22 protein-coding genes and 1 tRNA gene are annotated in these 20,512 nt (G+C 71.7%); 15 read left to right on the top strand and 8 right to left on the bottom strand.

Annotation, left to right across the window (positions count from 1 at the left end):
* Positions 1-168 precede the first annotated feature (168 nt).
* From ABCS02_RS18525 to ABCS02_RS18515, 3 genes are read left to right on the top strand one after another with little or no spacing between them, the layout of a single operon-like run.
* Entirely contained in the window at positions 169-342 is a 174-nt protein-coding gene (locus tag ABCS02_RS18525) for a hypothetical protein (RefSeq protein WP_345837134.1), read from the top strand.
* A gap of 10 nt (positions 343-352) precedes the next feature.
* Positions 353-1,432, top strand: a complete 1,080-nt coding sequence (locus ABCS02_RS18520; protein WP_345837133.1) for a glycosyltransferase — start codon at positions 353-355, stop codon at positions 1,430-1,432.
* The gene (locus ABCS02_RS18515) at positions 1,429-2,691 is read left to right on the top strand and encodes a hypothetical protein (RefSeq protein ID WP_345837132.1); all 1,263 of its coding nucleotides are present in this window, start codon (positions 1,429-1,431) and stop codon (positions 2,689-2,691) included. Before ABCS02_RS18520 ends, ABCS02_RS18515 begins: the two co-directional genes overlap by 4 nt.
* Positions 2,692-2,708: 17 nt before the next feature.
* Here the strand turns inward: ABCS02_RS18515 and ABCS02_RS18510 are convergent, their stop codons facing one another.
* From ABCS02_RS18510 to ABCS02_RS18500, 3 genes are read right to left on the bottom strand one after another with little or no spacing between them, the layout of a single operon-like run.
* Positions 2,709-4,262 carry a polysaccharide biosynthesis tyrosine autokinase gene (locus tag ABCS02_RS18510; RefSeq protein ID WP_345837131.1) on the bottom strand — a complete coding sequence of 518 codons (1,554 nt, stop codon included), beginning with the start codon at positions 4,260-4,262 and terminating at the stop codon, positions 2,709-2,711.
* A gap of 1 nt (position 4,263) precedes the next feature.
* Positions 4,264-4,623 carry a PqqD family protein gene (locus ABCS02_RS18505; RefSeq protein ID WP_345837130.1) on the bottom strand — a complete coding sequence of 120 codons (360 nt, stop codon included), beginning with the start codon at positions 4,621-4,623 and terminating at the stop codon, positions 4,264-4,266.
* Positions 4,620-5,732, bottom strand: coding sequence for a hypothetical protein (locus ABCS02_RS18500; RefSeq protein WP_345837129.1), 1,113 nt, complete (start codon positions 5,730-5,732; stop codon positions 4,620-4,622). Before ABCS02_RS18500 ends, ABCS02_RS18505 begins: the two co-directional genes overlap by 4 nt.
* 260 nt (positions 5,733-5,992) lie before the next feature.
* Here ABCS02_RS18500 and ABCS02_RS18495 point away from each other — a divergent pair, with 260 nt between their 5' ends.
* The 3 genes from ABCS02_RS18495 to ABCS02_RS18485 are packed head-to-tail and all read left to right on the top strand — an operon-like array spanning position 5,993 to position 9,065.
* A complete protein-coding gene (locus ABCS02_RS18495) occupies positions 5,993-6,574 on the top strand; it encodes a low molecular weight phosphatase family protein (RefSeq protein WP_345837128.1) in 582 nt (193 codons plus the stop codon).
* Positions 6,571-7,662: an LCP family protein gene (locus ABCS02_RS18490; protein ID WP_345837127.1), complete on the top strand. Its 1,092-nt coding sequence runs from the start codon at positions 6,571-6,573 to the stop codon at positions 7,660-7,662. The genes ABCS02_RS18495 and ABCS02_RS18490 overlap by 4 nt, the downstream gene beginning before the upstream one ends.
* Positions 7,662-9,065 (top strand): sugar transferase, encoded by a 1,404-nt coding sequence (locus tag ABCS02_RS18485; protein WP_345837126.1) that lies wholly within the window; start codon positions 7,662-7,664, stop codon positions 9,063-9,065. The genes ABCS02_RS18490 and ABCS02_RS18485 overlap by 1 nt, the downstream gene beginning before the upstream one ends.
* On the opposite strand, the gene ABCS02_RS18480 is transcribed toward ABCS02_RS18485, so the two are convergent.
* From ABCS02_RS18480 to ABCS02_RS18470, 3 genes are all read right to left on the bottom strand, one after another.
* The gene (locus tag ABCS02_RS18480; protein ID WP_345837125.1) at positions 9,059-9,967 is read right to left on the bottom strand and encodes a nucleotidyltransferase family protein; all 909 of its coding nucleotides are present in this window, start codon (positions 9,965-9,967) and stop codon (positions 9,059-9,061) included. The genes ABCS02_RS18485 and ABCS02_RS18480 overlap by 7 nt on opposite strands.
* Positions 9,968-10,426: 459 nt before the next feature.
* The gene (locus tag ABCS02_RS18475) at positions 10,427-10,969 is read right to left on the bottom strand and encodes a hypothetical protein (RefSeq protein ID WP_345837124.1); all 543 of its coding nucleotides are present in this window, start codon (positions 10,967-10,969) and stop codon (positions 10,427-10,429) included.
* The gene (locus ABCS02_RS18470; RefSeq protein ID WP_345837123.1) at positions 10,966-12,501 is read right to left on the bottom strand and encodes a PspC domain-containing protein; all 1,536 of its coding nucleotides are present in this window, start codon (positions 12,499-12,501) and stop codon (positions 10,966-10,968) included. Before ABCS02_RS18470 ends, ABCS02_RS18475 begins: the two co-directional genes overlap by 4 nt.
* Before the next feature lie 115 nt (positions 12,502-12,616).
* Here ABCS02_RS18470 and ABCS02_RS18465 point away from each other — a divergent pair, with 115 nt between their 5' ends.
* The 8 genes from ABCS02_RS18465 to ABCS02_RS18430 all read left to right on the top strand — a co-directional run bounded on the left by ABCS02_RS18465 (position 12,617) and on the right by ABCS02_RS18430 (position 17,970).
* A complete protein-coding gene (locus tag ABCS02_RS18465) occupies positions 12,617-13,819 on the top strand; it encodes a PspC domain-containing protein (RefSeq protein WP_345837122.1) in 1,203 nt (400 codons plus the stop codon).
* A gap of 4 nt (positions 13,820-13,823) precedes the next feature.
* Positions 13,824-14,495 carry a response regulator transcription factor gene (locus ABCS02_RS18460; protein WP_345837121.1) on the top strand — a complete coding sequence of 224 codons (672 nt, stop codon included), beginning with the start codon at positions 13,824-13,826 and terminating at the stop codon, positions 14,493-14,495.
* A 122-nt stretch (positions 14,496-14,617) separates the two neighbouring features.
* A tRNA-Trp gene (locus tag ABCS02_RS18455) sits at positions 14,618-14,690 on the top strand.
* Between the two features lie 43 nt (positions 14,691-14,733).
* Positions 14,734-15,006: a preprotein translocase subunit SecE gene (gene secE, locus ABCS02_RS18450; protein ID WP_185278484.1), complete on the top strand. Its 273-nt coding sequence runs from the start codon at positions 14,734-14,736 to the stop codon at positions 15,004-15,006.
* Positions 15,007-15,060: 54 nt separating this feature from the next.
* Positions 15,061-15,981, top strand: coding sequence for a transcription termination/antitermination protein NusG (gene nusG, locus ABCS02_RS18445; RefSeq protein ID WP_345837120.1), 921 nt, complete (start codon positions 15,061-15,063; stop codon positions 15,979-15,981).
* Positions 15,982-16,103: 122 nt separating this feature from the next.
* Positions 16,104-16,535: a 50S ribosomal protein L11 gene (rplK, locus tag ABCS02_RS18440; protein ID WP_345837119.1), complete on the top strand. Its 432-nt coding sequence runs from the start codon at positions 16,104-16,106 to the stop codon at positions 16,533-16,535.
* A gap of 80 nt (positions 16,536-16,615) precedes the next feature.
* Positions 16,616-17,305 (top strand): 50S ribosomal protein L1, encoded by a 690-nt coding sequence (rplA, locus tag ABCS02_RS18435; protein ID WP_185278481.1) that lies wholly within the window; start codon positions 16,616-16,618, stop codon positions 17,303-17,305.
* Between the two features lie 113 nt (positions 17,306-17,418).
* On the top strand, positions 17,419-17,970 hold the full coding sequence (locus ABCS02_RS18430; RefSeq protein ID WP_345837118.1) for a GNAT family N-acetyltransferase: 552 nt from the start codon (positions 17,419-17,421) through the stop codon (positions 17,968-17,970).
* Here ABCS02_RS18430 and ABCS02_RS18425 read toward each other — a convergent pair.
* Positions 17,951-18,922: an NADP-dependent oxidoreductase gene (locus tag ABCS02_RS18425; protein WP_345837117.1), complete on the bottom strand. Its 972-nt coding sequence runs from the start codon at positions 18,920-18,922 to the stop codon at positions 17,951-17,953. The two genes, ABCS02_RS18430 and ABCS02_RS18425, sit on opposite strands and share 20 nt — an antisense overlap.
* Before the next feature lie 203 nt (positions 18,923-19,125).
* On the opposite strand from ABCS02_RS18425, the gene ABCS02_RS18420 reads away from it, so the two are divergent.
* Positions 19,126-19,881: a DUF998 domain-containing protein gene (locus tag ABCS02_RS18420; RefSeq protein ID WP_345837116.1), complete on the top strand. Its 756-nt coding sequence runs from the start codon at positions 19,126-19,128 to the stop codon at positions 19,879-19,881.
* On the opposite strand, the gene ABCS02_RS18415 is transcribed toward ABCS02_RS18420, so the two are convergent.
* Entirely contained in the window at positions 19,860-20,495 is a 636-nt protein-coding gene (locus ABCS02_RS18415; protein ID WP_345837339.1) for a YqaJ viral recombinase family protein, read from the bottom strand. The genes ABCS02_RS18420 and ABCS02_RS18415 overlap by 22 nt on opposite strands.
* Between the last annotated feature and the right edge of the window lie 17 nt (positions 20,496-20,512).

Here is a 20,512-nt window from a genome sequence, read left to right as displayed (position 1 = left end):
GCGAGAATCTGTGGAAAGGTCGCCGGATCGGTGAGCTGTGCAGGACTTTTCTCACGGCGGCCGCGGGCACCGCGTCGGGTGATCGAGGAGATGAAAAGGTGGCGTCGGCCCGGGAAGTCGGCGCGGATCGCTCCCGGTCGGCTCCGAACGCGCACCTAAAGTTTCAGGGTGTCCACTCGTACCCGCACTCGCGCACAGGCTCCGCTCCGCCCGTTCGAGCTGCGGCTCCGCCTCCCCAACGGCACCTCAGCGGTCGTCGTGATGGACGCGCGCAACGTCGGTGAGGCGCTCGACATGGCCCGCAAAGCGCTCGGCGACGTCCAGGTCATCGAGTCGCGGTGAGCCCTCGTCCGTGACAGCCGACTCCCCGGGCCGCGGCCCGCTCCGCGTGATGCACGTGGTCGACAGCATGGGGCACGGCGGAGCTCAGCAGGTGGTCGTCGACCTGTCCAATTGGCTGGCCACGGACAAGGGTGTCGCGGTCTCGGTGTTCGGGTTGGGAGGCTCGGCCGTCTCCCGGTTGGCGGCGCCGGTGCGCTTCATCGAGCACGACACGGGCGGGTTCGTCGCGCAGACCAGGAGGCTGCTGCGCGCGGCACGCCAGACCCGGCCGGACGTCCTCCACGCCCATCAGCGCCGTGAGGCCCTGCAGGCGCTCATCGTCGGGCGGCTCCTCGGCATCCCGGTCGTGGAGCACGCTCATACGCGGCTGCCGAGCGTGCGCCCGCGCGTCCTGTCGTTCCGCAGCCGGGTCGTCTTCGCGGTCGGTCCCGCCGTGGCCGAGATGGTCGTGGTCGACGCCGGGCGCCCGGCCACGCGTGTGGTGATCGTCGGAAACGTGCCGGCGCAGCGCTCCGGGGCGCCCGACCCGGTCCCGAACGACGTGACGGCGCCGCTACGCCTGCTCGCGGTCGGCCGGATGGTCGAGCAGAAGGACCCGCTCCGCTTCGTCCGCGTCGTGGCGGAGCTCGCGAGCCGGCGACCCGTGGAGGCCACCTGGGCCGGCGACGGCGAGCTCCGCGACGCCGCACGCGCGTCGGCGGCCGAACGGAACGCGCCGGTCGACTTCGCCGGCCAGGTCGACGATGTCCCCGCGCGACTGGACGCCGCGCACTTCCTGCTGATGACCTCCCGCTGGGAAGGCACGCCCCTCGCGGTGCTGGAGGCCTTCGATCGCCGCCGCCCGGTCGTCGCGACGGCGTCGGCGGCGAACGGTCTCCTCGCCGACGGCCGGGGCTACGAAGTCCCCGACGACGCCACGGACGCGGAGTTCGCGGCCATCATCGCGCGGGCGGCGGACGACACCGCGGCCCGCGCCGGCGTGGTCGCGAACGCCAAGCGCTGGGCCGACACCGAGGCGTCCCCCGAGCGCGTCTTCAGCCCGGTGCTGGAGGCGTACCTGCGGCTCGCCGGACCGGCCGTCCGCTCGTGAGCCCGCTGCTGCTCTTCGGCGGGGCGGTCGCGATCCTGGCGGTCGTCCTCCTCATGATCGCGGTGCCCGCGCGGCTGATCCGCGGTGTCGCCGTGTCGTTCACGGTGGTGGCGGCGTCGTTCGGGCTGGCGAACTTCGCGCCCGACCCAGTGCGCCCGCCCGTCGCGATGGCTGCGATCGGTGTCCTGGTGCTCGCCCTTGTCCGCTCGCGTGCCGTCGCGTCCGGGGGTGTCCGGTTCTGGGCGGTGACCGCCTGGTGGGGATTCATCTCGCTGAGCGTTCTCCTCACCGGAAGCTACGGGACGAATCGCATCGTGCTGTACTTCGGTCTGGCGACGCTGGCGGCGTACGTCGCCTCCTCGCTCGACCGCACGGAGCTCCGGATGGTGTACGCCACCATTGCCGGTCTGGCCGCGGTCCAGGTCGGCCTGGCGTTCGTGGAGATCCTCGTCCTCCCCGAGCCGATCTGGGGATACACGGGGGGCATCCGGTACAACCCGTTCACCGATGACATCTACGCCCGTGCCCAGGGCACGTTCGGCCACCCCATCGTCTTCGCCGTCTATGTCGGAATCGCGATGATCGTCGCCTGGTCGAATCCGGCGCGCTGGTCTCCGAGGTGGAGACTGGTCAACCTGACGGTCGCGACCGTCGGTCTCGCACTCTCGGGGACGCGCAGCGCGGTCGCCGCCGTCGCCGTCGGGCTGCTGGTACACGTCGCCCTGAACAGCTCGCTGACGACCTGGCTGCGTTCCGCGATCGGCGTCGGCGCGGTCGTCATCGTGCTGTTGAACATCGACATCGGAATCGGGACCATCGTCGCCAATCTGCTCGACTCGGGTTCGTGGACGCACCGCCTCGGCGCGCTCGAGTCGGTCCGCGCGCTCCTGGACCGCCCGACGATGGAGGCGTGGTTCGGGAACGGGTTCGGAAGCGAGGCGATCCTCTACGATCGCGGTCTCATGCAGCAGACCTACCTCCGGGCGGTCGACAACATGCTCGTCTATGCGCTGGGGACCACGGGGATCGTGGGCCTGAGCGCCCTCGTCGCCTTCTGGGCCGTCGCCTTCTGTTTCGCGGACAGGACCATCAAGGCGGTGCTGGCGATGCTGTTCGCGATGTTCTTCTCGTTCGACCTGTTCACGTGGATGAACGCGGGAGTCATCACCAGCCTGCTGATCGCCCTCCCACGCTCTGACAAGCCCGTCCCGGGCGTCGTCACGCAGGTGGATGAGGTGCGGGCGCTGCGGGCGGTCTAGCCCGGCACGTCAGCGCCTCAGCGCCCGGCGCGGAGCTCCTTGCGGGCCGAGCGGCGCGTCGGTGCGTCGTCATCGCCTCGCGGCGCCTCGTCGCCCGCCGGCTTCTCCGCAGCGCCCGCGTCGCCCGCCGCGACCTCCACGTTCTCGTTCGACGTGTAGTAGTCGTTGCGGTAGTACCCGTAGTCGTGGGAGTCGACGCCGTTCGGCGGGATCTTGTTGAGGACGGCGCCCAGCACCTTGCCGTTGACGCGCGTGACCGAGCGGTAGGCCTTCTGGAGCTGCTCGGCGGTGACCTGCTTGGCGCCGACGGTGATCACGACGCCGTCCGCGATGGTGCCCAGGATGGCCGCGTCCGTCACCGAGAGCAGCGGGGGCGCGTCGAGGATCACCGTGGCGACGCCGGACAACGCGGCGATCAGTTCGCGCATCGTCCGCGAGCCCAGGAGCTCGCTCGGGTTCGGCGGGACGCGGCCGGCGCCGAGCACCCGCAGGTGGCTGCTCGCGGTCGGCGCCTGCAGCGCGTCGCCGAGAGCGACCCGGCCGCTTAGCACATCGGTGAGGCCGACCCCGCCGCGCAGGTTGTACAGGGTGGACTGCATCGGACGGCGCAGGTCGCAGTCGATGATGACGACGTTCGCGTTGCCGGAGGCGATGGCGTCGGCGAGGTTCGCCGTCAGCGTCGACTTGCCCTCACCGGGGATCGAGCTGGTCACCACGATGACCTTCGGCGGGTTGTCGACGTCGATGTAGCTCAGGTTCGTGCGCAGCTCGCGCAGGGACTCGGAGATCGCGAAGAGCTGCGCCGAGTCGCCCGAGCCGTCGTGCTCGACGATCCGCTTGCGGTCGGAGAGCGCCGGGCTGGCCGGGACGGTCCCGATCACCGGGGCGTCGAGGAGGCGCTCGATCTGGTCGACCGACCGGACCCGCCGGTCGAAGTGCTGGCGGAGCAGGGCGTAGACCAGCGCGAGGGCGAAGCCCGCGAGCAGGGCGAGCACGAGCGCCGTCTGGATGTTGGGCGACGACGGGAAGTACGGCGGCCGCGCGTTCGCCAGGGAGACGAAGGCGATGGACGGATCGCCGACCGACCCCTCCGGCGACTCCAGCGCCTTCACCTGGTCCGAGAGCGCGGTCGTCCACGCGTTGGCGAGTTTCGCGGCGCCCTCCGGGCTGCTCGCGCTCGCAGTGATCTCGATGATGGCCGTGTCCGCCGGAAGGGTGGCGGTGATCTTCCCGAGCAGGTCCGAGACCGAGCGGTCCGTGCCGAGGATCTCCTGCGCCCGCTTGGCCACCGCGTCCGACGTGGCCACACGCACGTACGTCTCGGCGCGGGACTTGGCCAGGCTCTCGCCCGCGAAGGTCATCGAGAGGCTCTCGCCCGCCGCCGCTTGGGTGAGGCCGGTCGCCGTGGACTGGTAGACGCGGGGCTGCAGCGCGGTGAAGCCCGCGACGAGACCGATCGTCGCCAGCACGATGATCGCCTCGCCGAGCCAGTAGCGCCTGATCATCCGCACGAAGTCGCGCAGGTCCCTGCCCTTCGACTGGTTCTCCGTGGTGTCCGTCGGCGAGGTCATGTCACAGCTCCATTCCGGCGTCGGCGGCCTGTTCGTTGTCGGGGTGGGGGTCGGTTAGCTCGAGCAGTCGGAGCCGCAGCAGCTCGTCAATCAGCGCCCGGCAGTCGGCGCGAGCCGACTCCGGGTGGTCGGGATAGGTGTCGAGCACGCGTTCGACGATCGCGTCGTCCGTCGAGTGCCCGTCGAACGACCGCCAGAGCAGGCCGGAGGTTCCGTTGAGAACGAACTGGCGGAAATCGGAGACGTCGGCCACCGCCCAGCGGCCCGCCGTCGTCTCCACCCACACGACGGAGCGGGAATGACGGTGCACGCGGGCGGAAGTTTCATCCTCAACGTCACCCATCGTGTCGGCGCTCCTCACGACCGCCACTCGAGCACCCCCGCGTCGACGAGGACGTCGATCGCGCCGCGCAGGGCGAGGGCGTCGCCCGGCTCTGCGCCGTGGATCGCCCGCAGCCGGTCCAGCAGCTCCTGCTCGGACCGGGGCGCTCCCGCCTCCAGCCACAGCGTCCTGGCGACTCCGGCCAGTACCCGGATCTCGCTTCCGTGAGCGAGGACGAGCACGTCGGCGATCTCCAGGGCGTCGGAGGCCCGCGTGCGGATCAAGCCGGGCTCCGTCACCTCGTCGCGGTCGCACTCGACGGCCGAGAACGCGAGCTCCTCGTCGGTCAGCCGCGGCGACGCGGGTGGACCGGAGGCCGGGTCGAGGTCGACCACGTCGGCATAGCTGAGCAGCTCGATCCCGCCGACCCGCCGGATCAGCTCCGCGAGGGCGCCGAGCGGGCTCGGGTGCCGCTCCAGCGCCGAGAGCTGCGGGACGAGCGCCTCCAGGCTCTCGACCACGTCGAGGCGTCGGGACCGCGGCTGCCGCGGACCACCCGCCTCCCGGTTCAGGACAATCACCCGGTCCACCTCGTGCGGGACGTCGGCGACCGGCAGCCCCAGCTCGGCGGGAGCGTGCTGCGCTTTGGCCGGCCCGCCCTGCTCGACCGAGAGCGGCTTCGCGTAGGGGAGGACGCTGCCGTCCGCATTGACGAGGGCCGTCTCGTCCGTCAGATACCCGTGCGGCCCGGCGAGCCGGGTGATGGCGGTGGTCTTGCCTGCCCCCGACGGCCCCACCAGGAGGATCGCGCGGCCGTCGGCGCGGACGGCCGCCGCCGCGTGGAACAACAGCCCCTGTCCCGCGTTCAGGTCGATGAGCGTGCGCGTGATCAGGGCGCTCGCCTGGGCAAGGCCGGCGGCGATCGCGTCCGGCGTGTCCGTGGGCGAGTCGAGGACGAGCTCGTCGTCGGTCCCGGCGTGCGGGTCGAGCAGCAGGTGCGCCCAGGCGTCCGCGAAGGCCGGGGCGAGGGTCCCGGCTCCCACGCCGGTGATCCGGACGCGCACTGCCCGACCGAGGGCGCCGATGACGAAGCCGGCCTCCGCTTCCTGCGGGCCGTGCTGGTGCGGTCCGGTCGGGTCGGCGGGCATAGGTCTCCTCGGGTGCGTTCGGGTCGGGGCGGAAAGACACCAGTATCGGCGCGGGCACGGCCGAGGAGTCGCAACGGACCTCCCGCTCGGCGCTCGCGATGATCGGGTGATGTTCTACCTGAGAAATCAGACATGCGGGTCGATTCTTCGGGTGAAGAACGGAGCGGGGAGGAGCGTCGTCGCCTCCCCGCCCGCGGAGCGGCGACGTCGACGGGGTCATCCTGTCCGTCTGCATCCGCGTCCGACCGAGGGGAGTCCTGATGCCAGGGACCGGGTTCTCCGTCCTGTTCGTGTGCACCGGCAACATCTGCCGCTCGGCGATGGCCGAGCGGCTCCTCTCCGCCCGGTTGTCGCTCTCCACCGGCGCAGCGGGGGAGGGCGTGGTCGTCCGGAGCGCGGGGACCCGCGCGGTCGTCGGGAGGTCGATCTCGTCGCAGACTCGACCCCGCGTCCGCGCGTTCGGCGGCGATCCGGACGGTTTCGTGGCCACCCAGCTCACCGAGGCGGCGATCGCCGGCGCCGACCTCGTCCTCGCGCTGACCCAGGAGCACGCGACGCGGGTCACCGCGCTCGACCCCGGCGCCTTCTCCCGGACGTTCACGCTGCTGGAGTTCGCACGGGCGATCGAGGGCTTCGCCGGGGACGGCGACCCGGGCGATCCTGCTCGGTGGCACGCGCTCACCGGCCGCGCCGTGGACGCCCGCCGCCACGGACTGCTCCCGCCGCGCGCGGACGACGACATCGACGACCCCTACGGCAAGCCGGACGCGGCGTTCGACGCGATGGCGCGCCGGCTCGTCCCGGCGATCGACCTCCTGGCCGGTCGGCAGGCGTCCGCGTGACGACGCCCGACGGAGACGACGACCCCCTGCTTCCGCGCGGATCCGCGCCCGACGCATCCGGGCGACGGCAGGAGCGGCGCCGATCCGAGCGCAGACGGAGGCGACGCCTCTGGATCTGGATCACCGCGGCCGTCCTCGTGATCGTGCTGCCGGTGGCGCTCGTCGGCGGGTACCTGCTCTGGCTGGGGTCGTCGTTCGACGACACGGTCGAGCGCATCCCGCACGCGTTCCCTGACGAGTCCGGGCGTCCTCCGGCCGTCGCGGGCGCGGCCAACTTCCTGCTCATCGGATCGGACTCCCGGAACGGCCTCCGCGATCCGTTGTCGGGCGGGGCGACCGGCGAGCGCTCCGACACGCTCATGCTGGTCCACATCCCCGCCGACCGTTCCGGGGTCGTCGTCGTCTCGCTGATGCGCGACCTCTGGGTCCCGATCCCGGGCCACGGCGAGGCCAAGCTCAACGCCGCCTACAGCTGGGGCGGCGTGCCGCTGACGGTCCAGACGGTCGAGGGACTCCTGGGCGCGCGGATCGACCACGTGGCGGTCGTCGACTTCGGAGGGTTCGGCGATCTCGCCACGGCGCTCGGCGGTGTGAAGGTCTGGTCCGACCAGGCGTTCACGTCCAAGAACATGCCCGGCTACAGCTTCGAGAAGGGCGAGAACCGGCTGGAGGGATCGGCCGCCCTCGCCTTCGTCCGAGAGCGGTACGCGTTCCCCGACGCCGACTATCAGCGCGTCCGCAACCAGCAGGCGTTCGTCCGCGGGATGCTCCAGGGCTTCATCAGCGCCCGGACCCTGACCGATCCGGGCCGGACGCAGTCCGCGATCACCACGCTCGCGCGGCATGTGGCGGTGGACAACGGGCTGACGTCGTCGGCCGCCGCGTCGCTCGCGCTCAGCTTCCGCGGCCTGGCGCCCGACGCGATCCACACCCTCACGCTGCCCACCGCGGGGACGGGGACCTCGCCGGACGGGCAGTCGATCGTGCGTGTCGACCAGGCGCGACTCGAGGTCCTGAGGAAAGCGCTCGCCGGCGACGACGTCATACCGACGCTGAAGAGCGGCGCGCTCGGCGATGGAAGGAAATGATGGTCCGCACCGACTCACAACTCCCGCAGACGCTGGCCGGCCGGCTGCGCGCCGCCCGCACGCTCGTCCTGGCGGATGCGCTCGTCGTCGGCGGCGTCCTCGCCACCGCGCATATCGCACGCTTCGGGAGCCGCGACGACCCGTTCCAGCTGGGGCCGCTCGACACCTCGTACGTGATGGTCTCGATCCTGATCGGGGTGACCTGGCTCGCCATCGTCGCGATGCTCAACGGGTACGAGTCCTGGCCGAAACGGCTCAACGGCCCGTCGTACGCGCCACCGATCCGTGCCACCGTCTGGCTCGTGGCCCTCCTCGCGATCGCCTCCCTCGTCCTCCAGCTCGACCTCTCTCGCGCCTACCTCGCCTTCGCCATGCCGTCGGGCCTGCTCGGCCTGCTCGCCGTCCGCTTCGTCTGCCGGGGGTGGATCTACGCGCACCGGGCGCGTGGTCGCTACATCCGGCGCGCGCTCGTCGTCGGCACGCCGGAACGCGTGGCGGAGCTCGCCGCCGTCTTCGCGGAACGGGCGGCCCGGGTCGCGGTCGATGTCGTCGCGACCACCGGCATCGAGAACGCGCGCGGCCCGTATCTGCGCGAGCTGGTCGACCGGCATCGTGTCGACATCATCGTGCTGACCGAGGAGCGCGACGGCGCCAACGTCCGCCAGCTTCTCTGGGACGTGGAGGGTGCGGGCGCCGTGGTCTGGCTCTCCGTCGACGTGCCGGAGCTCGCAGCGCCGCGCGCCGAGTACTTCCCGATCGACCGGCTCCCCATCGTGGAGGTCGCGCCGGCCGATCGCTCGATCACGCGGCGACGAGCGAAGCGCGTGTTCGACATCGTGCTGAGCTCCGTCGCGCTGACGCTGCTCCTGCCGATCATCCTCGTCTGCGTCATCGTCATCCGCCTCGACAGCCCGGGGCCCGCCTTCTTCCGGCAGTCGCGCGTCGGCCGCGACGGCGAGGCGTTCGGCATCGTGAAGCTCCGCACCATGCGGGTGAACGCGGAGGAGGAGGTCGCGGACCTCCAGCACAGGAACGAGGGCGCGGGGCCGCTGTTCAAGATCAAGGACGATCCGCGCGTCACCCGCGTCGGCCGGTTCCTGCGCCGGACGTCGATCGACGAGCTGCCGCAGCTCTGGAACGTCCTCAAGGGCGAGATGAGCCTCGTCGGACCACGGCCGGGGCTGCCGTCCGAGGTGGCGGAGTACGACAGGGACAGCCACCGCAGGCTCATCGTCAAGCCGGGGATGACCGGGCTCTGGCAGGTGAGCGGGCGCTCCGACCTGTCGTGGGAGCAGGGTGTGCGGCTCGACCTCTTCTATGTGGAGAACTGGTCGGTGGCGGGCGACCTCCAGATCCTGTTCCAGACGGTCGGCGTGGTGCTGCGCCCGAACGGGGCCTACTGACGCCGGCCGGCGCGCAGCACCGCGAGCGCCTTCGGAAGGGCTCTCACGCCGCGGACCCAGCGGCGGAGGTAGCGGCCGGCGAGCTGGACCGGACCGAGCGTGGTCGCGGTGGTCTCCTTCACGAGCGCGGCGGTCGGCGGGAAGAATGCGAGGCGGAGCTTGGTGAGGCGCTCGCGCGGCGTCGCCCGCTTCCACAGCAGTGCCCGACGCTGAGCGGCGTCAGGCAGCTCCGTGCGCAGCCGCCACTCGGCGGACGCCTCGCCCCAGTCGTACTCCGCGTCGAAGGGTTTCAGCCGCTCCAGGAACGGCCGCGCCGTGGCGAGCGCGCCGAGCTGCTCCGCGCGTTCGAGAAGGAGGGTGACGTCCAGGTCCGAGCAGCGTCCGACGAGGAACTCGAGCTCGACGCGGTGCCGCCGGGAGAAGCGCGACCGGATCGCGTGGACGGCGCCGATCATGATCGCGTCGACGAGCCCCGGGATGCAGATCGGCTGGCTGCCGCACCACATGGTCGTGCGCTGCGCCCAGATCGGCCCGAAGACCTCGCCTTCGACCTCCAGGCCCGGGTAGCGGAAGTGGACGTCGATGTCGGCGGCCCACTCCGGGTGGTACATGCTCGCGCTGTGCACCGGGAAGGTGTCGGTGTCCGGGTCGTGCGCCCGCCGGCGCCAGCCGCGCTCCTCCAGCTCGGCGAGGAGGCGGACGTAGTCGTCGTGGGTCACGAGCACGTCGACATCGCTGCTGACGTGGGCGGGGCGGAGCCCGTACTGGTCCGCGGCGATCCCTTTGATGACGATCAGCCGGACGCCGATCGTGGCGGCCAGCCGGGAGACGGCGGCGGTGAGCAGCAGCGTCGGGTCGGGGATGCTCGGAGGGACGGGCGGGGCGGTGGCCGGTTTCACCATGCTTTTCACTCCAGGTCTGCCGATCGGCGCTCGTGAGGGGCTGCCGTCGCGTCCGGTCGCGTCCCGAGTTCCCCGGGAATCCGCGGCGACCGCGCGCCAGGGCGGGGTCGCCCGCGGCTGTTCACCACCCATAGTCACCGGACTCGGCGCGTCGCCGGCGGCTGCGGACCGCGGGTCAGGGTGTGCCGGTCTCCGGCGGCCTTCCCTGATCTCCGGTGCGCGAGGTGACCGCTCAGGTGATCCTGAGGAGCCGCCGCCGCGGGATTCCGCGGCAGGCCGGGATCGGGCCCTCCCGCGTCCGCCTTACTGGAATCCTGCGGTCGCCGCTTCCGGTACGGGTATCCGGAGCCGCGCCGCCAGTGGGTGGCCGAGCGTCGCTGCGTCCCAGTGCGCGACGAGGTCCACCCCCGGTGCCGGCCGGCTTATTCGGGTTGAGCGGCCGGCACCGTTCTTCAGCGGTCAGATCCGGCGGCGCCGGCGGTTGCGCTGGGCAGCGCTGATCGCGCCGAGCAGCGCCGAGACGACGATGACGATCCCGAGTGCCGCGATCCAGACGGCGACGGCGCCGCCGGGCGAGAGCGTCGCGAGCCGCACGGTGACGCCGGCGAGGCGCACCGGCGAGGAGACGACCACCAGGACGGTGGCGGCGAGCAGGATGATCAGGATGCCCCAGACGATCCCGCCCCAACGCACCGGCGGCGGGCCGGAGGACAGCGGGCGCGCCGGGAACGCGTAGGCCGCGTCGGCGAGCCAGGGCTCGGCGGGGGCGGCGGCCGGCGTCGTGGGCGCGGTCGCCGTGGCGGAGGCGTCACGCGGCTCCGCTGCCGGGATCACGAGCGTGTCGGCCTCCGCCGTGTCGGGCGCGGTCGGGATCACCAGGGTCTCCGCCTCGTCCGACTCGGCGGTCGGCGTGGGCGTCGGTGCGTGTCCGGGGGTCTGCGCGTTCGCGTCGTCGGTCGGCTGGTCGGCGTTCGTGGGCATCTCGTTCTCGCTCTCGTTCACTTCTGGACTCGCTCGACGTGGACCGCGTCGAGCTGCGCGACGCGGACGATGGCCTCCGGGCTCCCGGCCGGTCCGACCACGATGTCCGTGGAGCAGCCGCCGAACGGTCCGGGGTCGCAGCGGTGCACCTGGTCGCCGCCCGAGGGGTCAGTGACCGTCACGGAGGAGACGGTCGCCGCCTCCACGCGGATCGTGGCGTCCACGGGGACGATCACCGTGGTCGGTCCAGGGCCCTTGGCGAGGTTCACCACGGGCGTCCCGGACGCCGTCACGGCCTTCGTGAGGTCGATCGTCGTGTCGCCGACGGCCTGGAGGTAGTTCGCGCTCCCGGCCGGGGTCGCCGAGAGGGTGTTCCCCGTCGTGACGCTCGCGTCGAGGCGGACCGCCGGGGAGGTCGGCAGCAGTGCGGCCAGCACGGTGAGGGCCGCGAGCAGGATGCCGAGGAAGATCAGGAAGCCGCTGCGGCGGCGAGCGATCCCGGCGATGAGGATCGTGATCCCCAACACCAGGGTCGCCGCGGCGAGGGAGGCCGTCAGGGCGTAACCGGGAAGGCCGGTGAGCGGTCCCCAGAGCGCCCCCGCGAGGGAGCCGGCGACGAGCGCCAGGCCCACCGACAGCCAGCCGATCGCCGCGCCGACCCGCGGGTTCGCCGCACGGTAGGCCACGCGCCGGGCCTCCGCCTCGGCGTTCGCCGCGGCCGCCTGCGCCCGGAGCTGGGCCGAGCGCTGCGCCTTCACGGTGCGCATGTCCTCGGAGAGCCGCTGCTTCCACTCGTCGTGCTCGGCCCTCCACTGCGCCTGACGGGTGCGCCAGTCCGCGACCTCCTGCTCGCCTGCGCCGGCGCCGGGCGCGGGAGGCGCGGTCGGCTCGGCCACGGTGGCGACGGAGGGCGTGGGGGAGGCGGCGGTGTTCGTCGCAGAGGCGGCAGACGGTCCCGCACCGGGCGCAGGCGTCTGCTCGGCGGTCGCCGCGCCTCCTGCGCTCCCGGTCCACGACCGGCGGTCGGCCTGGCGTCCGGCGAAGACGATCAGCGCCGTTGCGGCCGCCAGGACGATCAGCGTCCAGACGATCCGCCCGACCGAGTCACCCCAGCCCGGATCCCGGCCGAACCACCACACCCCCTCCGACCACGGCAGGAGCGACAGGACCACGAGCACGCCGATCGCGACCATCGAAGGCTCGAACTCGCCCTCGAAGAGGCGCTGCAGATGGATGCGGCCGTCCCCGTCCGGCAGCAGCGCCCAGGCGAGGGCGTAGAACAGGATGGCGGGCGCGCCGAGCAGCGCGGCGACGACCAGGATGCCGCGGACGATGAGGGGATCGATCCCGATGCGGTACGCGATGCCCGCGCAGACGCCGCCGATCCAGCCGTCGGTGCGCGTGACGCCGAGGCTGCGCATCCAGTCGAAGAAGCGGGTGCCGCGCCCGGAGAGACCGGTCTGCGGGCCGCCGTAGGGGGTCTGCCGGCCGCCGGAGGCTATGCCGTCCGCGGAGCCGTCCGACGGGGGAGGGGTCGTGCTGTCGTTCACCATGACTCGATCGTGGCGTGCGGCGCCGCCCGGTCGCTATCGGGGGACACCCTGACCGCACCCTGATTCCCGCCGATCGCGCTGTGCGGGAGGGATGGGGTCTGCTTGGATTCCAGGTATGGCCTCCACTCCCGCCACCCGAGGGCGCATCCCGCGCCCTCCGCTCGCGCGCCCGCGCGACTGCCTCGTCGGCGGGGTGAGCGTGGCGCTGGCCGACCACCTCGGCTGGCCGGTCGTCGCGGTGCGCTGGATCTTCGTCGGCACCGCCCTGATCGGCGGCGCCGGTGTGCTGTTCTATCTGTGGCTGTGGGCGCTGACGCCGCTGCGCGCGGCGGCCCCGGACGATCCGGACGGGCGGGTCACCCGCCGGGTGAACGTCCCGTGGGTGCTCGCGGGGGTGGGCGCCGCCGCCGGGGTCGCCGCTATCGTGATGGTCGCCGCCGACGCGCAGGGCAGCGCGTTCGGCGCCGTGCTGACGTCGGTCCTGCTGGTGGTCGCCGCCGTCATCTGGGACCAGCTCGTGGACGACCAGAGCGTCGCCCCGTTCCCGCTCGCGCCCGCGACTTTCAGGCTCGCCGGGGGCGGCTTCCTCGTCGCGCTCGCCCTCGTGCTCAGCGGGATGCAGGCCGGGCGATCGTCGGGGTACCTCTGGCTCGCCATCATCGGCGCCACCTTCGCGGGCGCGGCCGTCCTGGTCGCGCCGTGGGCGCTGCGGCTCTGGCGCGAGCTGATCGCCGAGCGGACGGCGCGCGTCCGCGAGGAGCAGCGCGCCGAGATGGCAGCGCACCTCCACGACTCCGTGCTGCAGACGCTCGCCCTCATCCAGAACCGGGCGGGGGCCTCCAGCGAGGTCGGCCGGATCGCCCGTGCCCAGGAGCGCGAGCTGCGCGACTGGCTCTACGCGGAGGGCGCGGACGGCGTCGCGCCGGAGGACTCCGACCTCGCGACGGAGCTCCGCGAGGTGGCGGCGGCCCTGGAGGTCGACCACGCCGTCCACTTCGACGTCGTGAGCGTGGGCGAGCCGGTGCTCCGCGCGCCTGCCGAGCTGGCGGCCGCCGCGCGCGAGGCGATGCTCAACGCGGCCAGGCACGCCGGCGGCGACGTCTCCGTGTACGTGGAGTCCGGCACCGGCACGGCCGACGTGTTCGTGCGCGACCGCGGCCCCGGCTTCGACATCGCAGCCCTGCCGGAGGGCCGGCTGGGCGTGCGCGAGTCGATCGTCGGCCGGATGCGCCGGGCGGGAGGCCACGCCACGGTCACCTCGCGGGACACCGGGACCGAGATCCACCTGACCGTCGAACTGCCCGCCGAGCGAGAATGAGACCATGACCGACGACACAGCCTCCGGCGCGATCACGGTCGTGATCGTCGACGACCACTCGATCTTCCGCTCGGGCCTGCGCTCCGACCTGGACGACCGCCTCCGCGTCGTGGCGGAGGCGCAGGACGTCGACGGCGCCGTGGAGGCGATCGTGCGCACGCACCCGGACGTCGTGCTGCTCGACGTGCATCTGCCGGGCGGCGCGGGCGGCGGCGGCGCGGAGGTGCTCCGCCGCACCGCCGCAGAGCACCAGCGGACGCGCTTCCTCGCGCTCAGCGTCTCCGACGCGGCGGAGGACGTCGTCGGGGTCATCCGCGGCGGAGCCCGCGGCTACCTCACCAAGGGCAGCTCCGGTCGGCAGGTCAGCGACGCGGTGGTGGCCGTCGCGGGCGGAGACGCGGTCTTCTCGCCGAAGCTCGCGGGCTTCGTGCTCGACGCGTTCGGCGCGGCGGCGGGCGAGCAGGCCGAGAGCACCGACGAGCTCGACCGGCTCTCGGCGCGCGAGCGGGAGGTCATGCGGCTGATCGCGCGCGGCTACGCGTACAAGGAGGTCGCGGCCGAGCTCTTCATCTCGGTCAAGACCGTCGAGACGCACGTCTCCGCCGTGCTGCGCAAACTCCAGCTCTCCTCGCGTCACGAGCTCACCGCGTGGGCCCTGGAGCGCAAGCTGCTCTGACCGGGCGCGTTTTTGCGAGGGGGTGTGGCGTCCCGTACACTTGGTGGCGGTGGTTGAATCCGCCAAGCTTTTCTGCGCCTATTTTCGCGAATGCCAGGAGGGTTACTGGGTTCACGATCCCTAGGGCGGTAGCTCAATTGGCAGAGCAGCGGTCTCCAAAACCGCAGGTTGCAGGTTCGATTCCTGTCCGCCCTGCAAACCGGCATCCCGGATGCCGGTCCACGAAAGGTGTAACGAGGTGGCCCGAAAGGTAATCGACGAGCCGAGCGAGGAAGTCGTCGCCAACGCCAAGAAGGAGCGCGCTGCGAGGCGCAACCCCTTCGCGCGGATCGCCCTGTTCATCCGGCAGGTCATCGGCGAGCTCAAGAAGGTCGTCACGCCGACGCGCAAGGAGCTCCTGAGCTACACCGGCGTCGTGCTCGTCTTCGTGGTGATCATGATGGCGATCGTGTCCCTGCTCGACTGGGTGTTCGGTCTCGGTGTCGTGTGGGTCTTCGGGAATCCGAAGTAATCCGCCCTTCCCGACCGGCCGCACGGCCATACCGACAGAAATGGAATGAATTCAGTGTCTGAGACGAACCGCGACGACGTCGACTGGGCGACCGCTGCCGAGCAGTCCTCCGAAGACGACGAGGCGCAGACGGGCAACGTCCTGGAGCGCGACGAGGAGTCGTCCGACGCCGCCGAGCACGAGGCGCTGCACATCGTCGCCGAGGACGGCACCGAGATCGACCTGGACGCGGTCCTCGACGCGATGGCCGAGGCCGTCGACCCCGAAGCCGACCGCGCCGTCGACGAGGCCCTCGAGGTCGACTCCTCCGAGGAGGCCGAAGCGGCCCAGGAGGCCGTGGAAGACGAGGACGAGGCCGCGAGCGACCCGTACGAGGAGTTCCGCGCCGAGCTGCGCGCCAAGTTCGGCAAGTGGTACGTCATCCACTCGTACGCCGGCTTCGAGCGCCGCGTGAAGTCCAACATCGAGAACCGCATGGTCTCCATGAACATGGAGGACTTCATCTTCGAGGTCCAGGTCCCGATGGAGGACGTGGTCGAGATCAAGAACGGCCAGCGCAAGATGGTCAACCGCGTGCGCATCCCCGGCTACGTGCTGGTGCGCATGGACCTCAACGAGGACAGCTGGTCGGTCGTCCGCCACACCCCCGGCGTCACCGGCTTCGTCGGCAACGCGCACAACCCGACCCCGCTGCGGTTCGAAGAGGCCTTCTCGATGCTCAAGAGCCTCGTGCAGGTCGAGCAGGCCCCCGCCAAGGGCGCCGCGAAGGGCCAGAAGGCCGCCGCGCGCGTCATCCCGGCCGAGGTCGACTTCGAGATCGGCGAGACCATCACCATCAAGGAGGGCTCGTTCGCGGGCCTGCCTGGCTCGATCAGCGAGATCAAGCCGGAGAGCGGCAAGCTCACCGTGCTCGTGTCGCTCTTCGAGCGCGAGACCCCGGTCGAGCTCAGCTTCGACCAGGTCACGAAGCTCTGACGGGAATCATTCAGGGCATCCCCCAGTTTTCACATGACACCGGGTCTCGGAAGGGCCGAGAAACCGGGAGAGCGACGCGGGTATGACACCCACGTGCTCGAATACACAAAGAAGGAAGAGACATGGCACCGAAGAAGAAGGTCACCGGTCTGATCAAGCTTCAGATCAAGGCCGGCGCCGCCAACCCGGCCCCGCCGATCGGCCCGGCCCTGGGTCAGCACGGCGTGAACATCATGGAGTTCTGCAAGGCGTACAACGCGGCCACCGAGGCGCAGCGCGGCAACGTCATCCCCGTCGAGATCACCGTCTACGAGGACCGTTCGTTCACGTTCATCCTCAAGACCCCGCCGGCCGCTGAGCTGATCAAGAAGGCCGCGGGCGTCCCCAAGGGCTCCGGCGTGCCGCACACCACCAAGGTCGGCAAGCTGACCCAGGCGCAGGTGCGCGAGATCGCCGAGCAGAAGATGGTCGACCTCAACGCCAACGACATCGACGCGGCGTCGAAGATCATCGCAGGCACCGCCCGTTCGATGGGCATCACGGTCGAGGCGTAAGCCCGACCTCCCCGTCACCCCAGACATCACCGTGGCAGAGCCGGCCAGGCTCGCACCACATTCTCGTTAGGAGAAATCTCATGGCACAGAAGTCCAAGGCCTACCGGGCCGCGGCCGACAAGATCGAGGCCGGCAAGTTCTACACCCCCACCGAGGCCGTCACCCTCGCGAAGGAGACCGGTTCCGCCAAGTTCAACTCGACCGTCGAGGTCGCGCTGAAGCTCGGTGTGGACCCGCGCAAGGCGGACCAGATGGTCCGCGGTACCGTCATTCTTCCTCACGGTACCGGCAAGACCGCGCGCGTCATCGTGTTCGCGACCGGCCCGGCCGCTGAGGCCGCGATCGCCGCGGGCGCCGACGAGGTCGGCGGCAGCGACCTGATCGAGAAGGTCGCCGGCGGTTACACCGACTTCGACTCGGCCGTCTCCACCCCGGAGCTCATGGGCCAGGTCGGCCGTCTCGGCAAGGTGCTCGGCCCGCGCGGCCTGATGCCGAACCCGAAGACCGGCACGGTCACCCCGGATGTCGCGAAGGCCGTCTCCGACATCAAGGGCGGAAAGATCGAGTTCCGCGTCGACAAGCACGCCAACGTCCACTTCGTGGTCGGCAAGGCCGGCTTCACCGCCGAGCAGCTCGACGAGAACATCAAGGCCGCCCTCGACGAGGTCGTCCGTCTCAAGCCGTCCGCCGCGAAGGGCCGCTACATCCAGAAGGGCGCCGTGTCGACCACGTTCGGCCCCGGCATCCCGCTGGACGTCAACGCGATCTGATCGCAGCGCACTCGTTCTGCACGTTCGAGGGGCACGTTGTTGTCACTTCTCCGCCTGGAAAGTGACAACAACGTGCCCTTCGGCGTTGGTGGAGGCGTGGATAGGGTAGCGGGATGAGTGTTGTGATCCGTGCTGCGACCGCCGCCGACGCGCAAGCCCTCGCGGCCGTCGCCGCCGTGACCTTTCCGCTCGCGTGCCCGCCGCACACCACGGACGAGGCCAAGGCCGCCTTCATCGCGGAGGTGCTGTCGACGGAGCGGTTCGGTGAGTACACGGTGGACCCGGCGCGGCGGCTGCTCGTCGCGGAGGACGACCAGGGGACCGTGATCGGCTACACGATGGTGAACCTCGGCGAGCCGGCCGACGCCGACGTGCGGGCCGCGGTCCGGGTGCGCCCGACCGCCGAGTTGAGCAAGTGCTACGTCCTCCCCGGTCACCACGGCGAGGGCGTCGCCGGCCGGCTGATGGAGGCCAGCCTGGCGGTGACAGCGGAGGCCGGCGCCGCCGGGATCTGGCTGGGCGTCAACGAGGAGAACGCACGCGCCCAGCGCTTCTACGGCAAGCACGGCTTCGAGCGGGTCGGCTCGAAGCGCTTCCTGGTCGGGGACCGGCTGGAGGACGACTGGGTGATGGAGCGCGAGCTGGTCAGCCCTCCGCGACCTTGAGCACGATCGCGCCCTTGGTGTGCTCGTGTTCGAGCGCCCAGTGGGCGTCCGCGATCTCGTCCAGCGGGAAGATCCGGTCGACGTGCACCCGCACGCTCCCGGTCTCCAGCAGGCGGGCGATGACGGCGAGCGTGCTCCCGTCCGGCGAACCGGTGTAGCCGGTGACACGCACCCCCGCCGCGCCGGCGGCCTCCGCCAGACCTGGCTCGACGCCGGCGGGGACGTGCAGCACGAGGAGGCCGCCCGGTCGGATGAGGGCGAGCGCACGGGTCGCGCGCTCCGTGTCCGGCGCCGGGTCGATCACGACGTCGACCGTGTCACCGAGCCGGGTGGGGTCGTAGCCGGTCGCGTCCTCGTCCACCACCTCGGCGGCGCCCAGCGAGCGCAGCCAGGCGTGGTTGGTGCTCGGCGTCGTGGCGATCACGTGGGCGCCGAAGTAGGCGGCGAACTGGATGGCGAAGTGCCCGACGGCGCCGGTGCCCGCGTGCACGAGCACGCGCTGGCCCTCGTGCGCCTTGGCCAGCTCCACCACCATCCCCCACGCCGTCAGGGCCGCGTGCGGGGCCGCCGCTGCCTCGATGTGGGAGAGCGTCGCCGGCTTGCGCACGAGGCTCACGCTGGGCACGGAGACGTACTCGGCGTAGCTGCCTCCGAACCGGGGGACCATCACCATCCCGAAGACCTCGTCGCCCGGGCGGAGCGGATGGGCGGCGAACGGCGACTCCACGACCACGCCGCTGAAGTCGTGACCGAGCACGGCCGGGAAGCTGTGGATGGCGCCGAACACGCCGCTGCCGGAGCGCGTGGACGCGTCGAGCGGGCTGACGCCGGCCGCGACGACCTTGACCAGGAACTCCGCGTTCACCCGGTCGGGGGTCGGGGCCTCGCCGATGCGGAGGGCGTCCGGGTCGCCCGCCGCGTCGAGGAGCGCGGCGCGCATCGTGTTCGGCATTCGTGATCCCCTCGTCGCGTCGCCGCGGACGGTGCGGCTGCTCCCAGTCAAACGCGCGGAGGCGCCGTGGGTGTTTCGGGCGGGTCACCGCGTGTGAACAGTCTGTTTCCCGGTCCGCTCAGATTGCCCCGGCCCGGCTCAGGACGTTCGCAGGGCTGGTCCGGTTAGAATCCCTCGACCCGAATTCTTCCTGAGGAGCACCCGTGCGACGACTGCTGCGTATCGTGCGCCAGCCGTTCGCCCTGCCCGTGCTCGCCGGCGGATGGCAGCGGGCCGTGCCCGTCCTGCTGGCGATCGGGACGGTGTGCGTCCTCAGCGGCCTGACGATCATCTGGGCCGCCCGGCTCACCGTGCCGTATCCGGTCTACGTGAGCGAGCTCGGCGCGGTCGGCGCGCCCACCGCGGTCCCGTTCAAGGTCGCGCTGCTCCTCATCGCCGCCGGCGGTTTCTCGGTGGCGCTGGCGAGCGGGCACGTCCGGTCGTCGGTTCGGGCGCTGGACCGGTGGGCTCCCGCCGTCAGCCTCGGCTTCGCGGCGCTGTGCTTCGTGCTGGCCTCGCAGGTCACCTGCACGGCGTACTGCCCGGTCCCGCTGGTCGACCCGGCGTCCACCGTGCAGGATCTCGTGCACACGGTCTCAGCTGTGGTCGGCTTCGCGGCGGCGTGCTTCGCCATGCTCCAGGTTGCGTTCGCCTCCGGGCTGCCGCGGGTCGCGCGGGTGTCGCTGGCGAGCTGCGTCGCGGTCGCCCTCATCACGATCGTGGGCGGACTGCTCGCGCTCGTGCACGTCGCGACGGACATCGGGGCCTGGCTGGAGCTCGTCGGAACCACCGTCGCGATCGCGTGGATGGCCGCCTATGCGCTCGCGCTGGTCCGGGGGCCGGCCGCTCGCACGGCGCCGGCCGACTCACCGGAGGCCGCACAGGCGGACTCGATGGATCAGGACGCGATCGTCGGCTGAGCCTGGGTCGCCGGCCGGGCCGTCGCCTCCCGCAGCAGGTCGATCAGGTCGCCGGCCAGCTTCACGAGCCGGGCGATCTCCCGGTCGTCGCGGTCGACCCACTGGCACTGCGGCTCGTCGTGGATGGGCACGAACCGGTCGTGCTGCTCCCACACGAACAGCGTCCGCTCGGCGCCGAGGACGTACTGCTGCCACCAGATCTGCCGGAGGTAGTGCCGCGGGATGCTGTTGAACGGCTTGTTCGTGGTCTTGATCTCGGCGAGCTCGATCCGGCCGCCGGTGCGCAGGACGAGGCCGTCCGGCGTCGCAAGGTGCCGACGGTCGCGCTCGGCGTGGAAGAGCAGGTCGGAGGGCTGGATGCCGTGGGTCGCGGCGACCCAGGCGGCGATCTCCGGCTCCCGGCTGCGGCCGTGCTGGGTGAAGACGTTGCCGGAGAACCCTGAGCCGTTCAGCTTGTCGTAGACGGCCGCGCGGAGCGACTGCGGGGTGGACAGCTTGGCGACGTCGGTCGCGGTGATCCCGCGGCTGCGGGCGCGGAGCCAGCCCACGCGGTCGCTGGACGACGCGACGATCCGCGCCAGGTGCCCGGTCGCGCCGGGGACGGCCGGCACCACCGGCCGCGGGGCCGGGG

This window comes from Microbacterium sp. X-17, assembly GCF_039615055.1.
Note: the sequence above shows the minus strand (reverse complement) of the source record. Positions and strands in the feature narration are given on the sequence as shown.

What these genes read in the sequence shown, in the direction of transcription:
- ABCS02_RS18510 (WP_345837131.1), bottom strand. Translation starts at nt 4,262, where the DNA reads ATGACCTCGCCGACGGACACCACGGAGAACCAGTCGAAGGGCAGGGAC.
- ABCS02_RS18500 (WP_345837129.1), bottom strand. Translation starts at nt 5,732, where the DNA reads ATGCCCGCCGACCCGACCGGACCGCACCAGCACGGCCCGCAGGAAGCG.
- ABCS02_RS18495 (WP_345837128.1), top strand. Translation starts at nt 5,993, where the DNA reads ATGCCAGGGACCGGGTTCTCCGTCCTGTTCGTGTGCACCGGCAACATC.
- ABCS02_RS18485 (WP_345837126.1), top strand. Translation starts at nt 7,662, where the DNA reads ATGGTCCGCACCGACTCACAACTCCCGCAGACGCTGGCCGGCCGGCTG.
- ABCS02_RS18480 (WP_345837125.1), bottom strand. Translation starts at nt 9,967, where the DNA reads ATGGTGAAACCGGCCACCGCCCCGCCCGTCCCTCCGAGCATCCCCGAC.
- ABCS02_RS18470 (WP_345837123.1), bottom strand. Translation starts at nt 12,501, where the DNA reads ATGGTGAACGACAGCACGACCCCTCCCCCGTCGGACGGCTCCGCGGAC.
- ABCS02_RS18465 (WP_345837122.1), top strand. Translation starts at nt 12,617, where the DNA reads ATGGCCTCCACTCCCGCCACCCGAGGGCGCATCCCGCGCCCTCCGCTC.
- ABCS02_RS18460 (WP_345837121.1), top strand. Translation starts at nt 13,824, where the DNA reads ATGACCGACGACACAGCCTCCGGCGCGATCACGGTCGTGATCGTCGAC.
- rplK (WP_345837119.1), top strand. Translation starts at nt 16,104, where the DNA reads ATGGCACCGAAGAAGAAGGTCACCGGTCTGATCAAGCTTCAGATCAAG.
- rplA (WP_185278481.1), top strand. Translation starts at nt 16,616, where the DNA reads ATGGCACAGAAGTCCAAGGCCTACCGGGCCGCGGCCGACAAGATCGAG.
- ABCS02_RS18430 (WP_345837118.1), top strand. Translation starts at nt 17,419, where the DNA reads ATGAGTGTTGTGATCCGTGCTGCGACCGCCGCCGACGCGCAAGCCCTC.
- ABCS02_RS18425 (WP_345837117.1), bottom strand. Translation starts at nt 18,922, where the DNA reads ATGCCGAACACGATGCGCGCCGCGCTCCTCGACGCGGCGGGCGACCCG.